Annotated in this window: 1 protein-coding gene; it reads right to left on the bottom strand. The window is 70.4% G+C overall.

Annotated elements, in window-relative coordinates:
• The coding region (locus ACZY0B_RS28040; protein WP_463767467.1) for a mannosyltransferase YkcB-related protein at positions 1 to 244 on the bottom strand (244 nt) is incomplete at its 3' end.
• Positions 245 to 277: the final 33 nt, after the last annotated feature.

The following is a 277-nucleotide window of genomic DNA, read 5'->3' as shown; positions in this document are numbered from 1 at the left end:
TCTTCGTCTTCGACCCGACGACGAAGAGGTGAGCGCGACCGCTGGTGACCAGGGAGCGCAGAGCACTCTCGGTGAAGACCGGAGCGGAGCCCGAATACCCGCCGTCCGTGAGCACGCTGTCGCCCGTCGCGACGATGACCGGTGCCGACAGCGCCCACGAATCGCTCACGAACAGCGGACGTCCGTCGACCCCGCCGCCGTCCTTCCGGGCGGTCTGGACGAGGTGCGTCAGCGCGGGGGACATCGACGGTTCCCCGCCCCACGGCGACCACGCCGA

It is taken from the genome of Mycobacterium sp. IDUB_19, assembly GCF_055419445.1.
Note: the sequence above shows the minus strand (reverse complement) of the source record. Positions and strands in the feature narration are given on the sequence as shown.